Consider the following 4,494-nt stretch of genomic DNA (forward strand, 5'->3'; position numbering starts at 1 on the left):
GTAACAGGGGTTCGAATCCCCTAGGGGACGCCATATTTTTTTCTGAAATAACAATATGTTATTCTTAAATGCTCGTCTGATGGTTCGGCGGGCGTTTTTTGATTCAGGCCGCTTTTTCGTCTGGCAAGGGCGACAGGGTGAAGGTCGCGATCAGTCCGCCTTCGGGATTGTGTTCAAGCCAGATATCCTCGCCATCCTCGCGGCATAGATCCCGGCATAGCGACAGCCCGACGCCGGAACCGATTTCGCCATTGGTGCCGTCCTTGGAGCCATAGCTGGTCAAGCTGGCTGCAAAGGAAGCGATCATGTCATCGGATGCGCCGACACCGCGGTCGATGATCTGTAATCTGACTTTGTCATCCGCCTTTTGAGTTGCAATCGTGATCGAGCCATGCGGGTTTGAATACTTGATAGCATTGACCAGAAGGTTGCGCAGGATCATTTCCGCATGCGGTGCGATGCCATAGGCGGTGTGTTCACCTACCTCGCTGATCACCCGGACCGACTTGGTTTCAAGAAGTGGACGTGACACCTTGATGGTGTTATCGACCAGTTCATCAAGGTCGATGGCGCAGCGTTCGGGTTTGCCTTCGTCAAACAGGGTGCGCCCCCAAACCAGAAGATCATCGAGAAAACGCATGGTTTCCGAGGTCGAGGAATGCAGTTTGCGGATATTGCCAAGCGCCTGCGCCGGATTGCCTGCCACCAGATCCTGCTGCGCCATCAGTGACAGGCCGGCAAGCCCGTGGAACGGTGTTCTGAGGTCATGGGCAAGAACGGTAAACAGGCGGTTCTTGGCGCGTGCCTCTGCAAGCAGTGACAGGTTGAGCGAGATAATGATCATCGCCGTAAATCCGACGGCAGTCAGCAGCAGGAACACAATCACATCAAGAAACGCCAGCATGTGAATGGTTGAGGCCGACATCAGCTTGGTCATCGCCTGATCATCAACAAGGGCGACGATACCGCGCGCCAGATGGAAAAGGCAGTGCGCGGCAAAGGTGATCGCCATCAGGATCTCCGGGGCGGTCAATTTCCGGCACCTTGATTGCGCCAGAACAAGGCAGCTTGCCAGCGACACGGCCGAGATCGTCACGGAAATGACGACGACCCGCATGGCGAAATTCGGCACAAACACGCTGAAATAGACAAACAGTGCAGCATAAATCGCAAGTGCGATTCCGACAGTCCGATAGCTTGGTTTCTTGTTGGTATATACCTGAAGCCCGAACAGATAGAACGCGTGACCCGCAGCGATTAAGGTGTTGGCGGCCACCACTGATGCCAGATCGGGGATAAATCCCCGCAATCCCAAAAGAATAAATCCGATCGCGTTGGCGATGCCACCAACGGCCCAAAGTGTGGTCGCGCTATCCCGGCGTGACACCATCCAAAGCGACGAAAAGGTCAGTGCCTGAATGATGGCTGACAATGTCGCAACAAATGCCAGTGTCCGGATATCAAGTTCTACGCCAAACATCGGGTCTCCCATTCGACGGTCTTCGGGGCGCGGAGGTGTTCTGTAACGCCGTAACTATACTTTTGGGTTTTTTATCCGTTCCGGGAGGTAATGCAACGGGAATATTACATTGGAATGATGCATCCCGGTCACAAGGTGCCTAGAAAGGAAAACGCCGTTGTTTTGCTTTGCCTTTGTGCTGGCGATAACGCCGTGTCAGGCTTTCGCGAAGCTGTTCTGCGGTGGGGCGCGGCAGGTCGATGACCTTTCGTGCGGCATCTGACAGCGAAGACTCCATTTCCGCGTCATCATCTGGGCCGGTGGCACCATCCCCGGCAAAAAGATCAACCGGGTCGGCCATATCGGCGGCATACAGATCGGCAACCCCGACCCCAAGCAGACGATAGCGCGTGCCATCAGTTTCCTTTTTAAGCAGCGTCAGCGCGGCATCAAGAATGACCTCTTCGCGCAAGGTCGGATAGGTCAGGCGCATGTTGCGGGTGCGGATTTTGAAATCCGATGATTTGAGTTTGAGTACAACCGTGTGGCCTGCGATTTCCTTGCGTGCCAGATCGCTTGCGACCCGCGACGTAAGCCGGGTGGCGATTTCGGAAAGCTCGGACAGGCTTGCGATATCTTCGTTAAAGGTGGTTTCCGAGGACAGGCTTTTGCGTTCCGTACTTTGTTCAACCCGCCGGTTGTCTTCGCCGCGTGAAAAGTAAAAGAACCGCTTGCCGATACTGCCATATCGACCTTGCAGGGCGTGGATATCCATTTCCTGCAGCTGGCCGATGGTTGTGATGCCGTCTGTGTGCAGTTTGCGTTCCATAGCAGGCCCTACACCCCACATCATGCGCACTGGCTTGTCGGCCAGGAAATCAACCGCCTCGCGCCGTCCGATCATGGAAAAGCCGAACGGCTTGTTGAGGTCAGACGAGATCTTGGCGAGGAACTTGTTATAGGAAAGCCCGATAGAGACCGTAATCCCGACTTCGCTTTTGATCGTTGCCTGAAGGTCGGCCAAACATTCTGCCGCTGACTTGCCGTGGGTTTCAATGGCGCCGGACAGGTCCATGAAGGCCTCGTCAATCGACAGCGGCTCGATGTCGGGCGTTAATTCGCGCATCATGTCACGGATACGATAGCCTTCTCGCTGATATTTCTTCATGTCTGATTTCAGAAACACAGCATCCGGGCAGAGTTCCCGCGCCTTGAAGGCGGGCATGGCGGAACGCACACCATATTTGCGCGCGACATAACAGCAGGTTGCGACAACACCGCGATGACCGCCACCGATAATCACGGGCTGATCAATCAGTTCCGGTCGATCACGCTTTTCGATCGAGGCATAAAAGGCATCGCAATCAAGGTGACCGATGGCAAGATCGGGGAGTTCGGGATGGGCAATGGCGCGCTTGCAGGAACAAACCGGGCAGGGCACGTATGATCCGCCACCGCTTTTGGGAAGCGGTCGATCAAGTTGCAGTCGCCATTTGTGATGGCAGTCCGGGCACAGTGCATACAGCATGCTTATTTGTACTGCTTTTGTTCCGAATTTGCCAAGAGATGAAATGAAGCTTTGTGATGCATCATCGCCCCTCCTGACCGATTTGTCAGGAGATGGCGATTGTTTGGTATTTATCTGGGGGCTGGCTTCTTGGCAGCGGGCTTGGCCGGTTTGGCGCCATCGCGTTTGGCACGGCGCTGGCGAGCGATCATGTTGTCGATATAGCGGCCCTGGAACAGGGTAATACCAAGCGACTGGCCGAATTTGATCGCGGTTGGTGAATCGCAGCGGCACAGGATCACGCGTTCGCGGCCAGAATTCTTCACGAGGTTGTCCATCTCGGAGTACTTTTTGCGGATGACGTTATCGGTCATCTCTTCGCGCCAGGCGACCTTGATGAAGTCTGCTTTCAGGCGTTTGCGATCAACAAAGGACAGGGCCTCGACAGTCAGGTTGTCGATCAGGATACGATAGCCGCGTTGATGGAAGTCATCGCGGACACTGAGATAGGTCTCCAGGTTCGAAAACAGATCAACCTGATTAAGCTCGATAATGACGTTCCCGGGCCAGTTGCGGCGCACGTTTTCATCAAACTTGTCAAAATCCTTTGACGTCAGGGTTCCAAGGTTGAGGTTGATCGAGAACGAGCTTGCATGCGTCTTGAAGGTTCGCTTGCACAGGTAATTGAGCATGCGTTTGTCGAGCGTCTCTGTCATGTGCTGGAACAGCCAGCGGTTGGACGCCAGATCGATATTGGGCATCAACGCATTGCGCAGATCGGCAATCGAGACAAAGAACTCGTCAAAGACCGGATGCAGTTCCTTGGACCCGCCATGGGCAAAGACACACACCGGTTGCTGCCGGATATGTTCGGACAGATCAGCGGTGTGGATGGTTTCTTCAAGCTCGGCCAGGTTTTCAGCGGTGATCGGGCCCAGGGTGTTGTTGTCTTTTTCACGCTGGACGGCGCTGCGCATGTTCAAGCTTTTCTGAAGCTTTTTGGCGCGATCATCAAGGTGCTGACACAGCAGCAGGAATTCCTGAAACTCGGTGTTCAGGTTGAACCATGTGCAGAAACCGGTTTCTTCGCTGTCATCCTGCGACAGCGGATCATCGCGGAACAGATAGCGCAAGGTATCAACGGCCGGTTCGACATCGGCGATTGATTTGTCTTTCCAGACAAAGATCAGGTCATTGTTGGTCAGAACAAAAATACGACCGACATAGAGTTTTACATAGCTTTCAAAGGTATTGGTCGCAACGCGGATATGGTAGTCGCGGCGATGGAACGGCTTTAGGCGCGACAGGTGAATATGTACCGCCCGGTGCCCGTATTTGCGGGTCTCCAGTCGTTGCACATAATCCAGCAACAGGTATTCCTGAAGGGCCTGCTGGCCATATTGCTGCGGTTCAATCACGCGAAACCCCTGAAAGAGAGAACGTTTTTTTGGCTCGTTATTGGCCGGTTGAATACACCGAAGACCCAAGTCTGATCAAATCATAATGTTCTGAAGGTCTGGTTAATGGT

Annotated in this window: 3 protein-coding genes; all 3 read right to left on the bottom strand. The window is 54.0% G+C overall.

Going from position 1 to position 4,494, the window contains the following annotated elements; all coding sequences use genetic code 11:
- Positions 1-103: 103 nt before the first annotated feature.
- The 3 genes from B2R48_RS02730 to B2R48_RS02740 all read right to left on the bottom strand — a co-directional run bounded on the left by B2R48_RS02730 (position 104) and on the right by B2R48_RS02740 (position 4,384).
- Positions 104-1,480 (bottom strand): sensor histidine kinase, encoded by a 1,377-nt coding sequence (locus tag B2R48_RS02730; RefSeq protein WP_296997521.1) that lies wholly within the window; start codon positions 1,478-1,480, stop codon positions 104-106.
- Positions 1,481-1,619: 139 nt separating this feature from the next.
- Positions 1,620-2,987, bottom strand: a complete 1,368-nt coding sequence (locus B2R48_RS02735; RefSeq protein ID WP_296997525.1) for a DNA polymerase IV — start codon at positions 2,985-2,987, stop codon at positions 1,620-1,622.
- A 110-nt stretch (positions 2,988-3,097) separates the two neighbouring features.
- Positions 3,098-4,384, bottom strand: a complete 1,287-nt coding sequence (locus B2R48_RS02740; protein ID WP_296997528.1) for an EAL domain-containing protein — start codon at positions 4,382-4,384, stop codon at positions 3,098-3,100.
- Between the last annotated feature and the right edge of the window lie 110 nt (positions 4,385-4,494).

Source organism: Thalassospira sp. UBA848 (genome assembly GCF_002295455.1).
Lineage (GTDB): Bacteria > Pseudomonadota > Alphaproteobacteria > Rhodospirillales > Thalassospiraceae > Thalassospira.

Bases quoted from the DNA above. Each gene is read 5' to 3' on its own strand.
- B2R48_RS02730 (WP_296997521.1), bottom strand. From the start codon at position 1,480: ATGTTTGGCGTAGAACTTGATATCCGGACACTGGCATTTGTTGCGACA.
- B2R48_RS02735 (WP_296997525.1), bottom strand. From the start codon at position 2,987: ATGCTGTATGCACTGTGCCCGGACTGCCATCACAAATGGCGACTGCAA.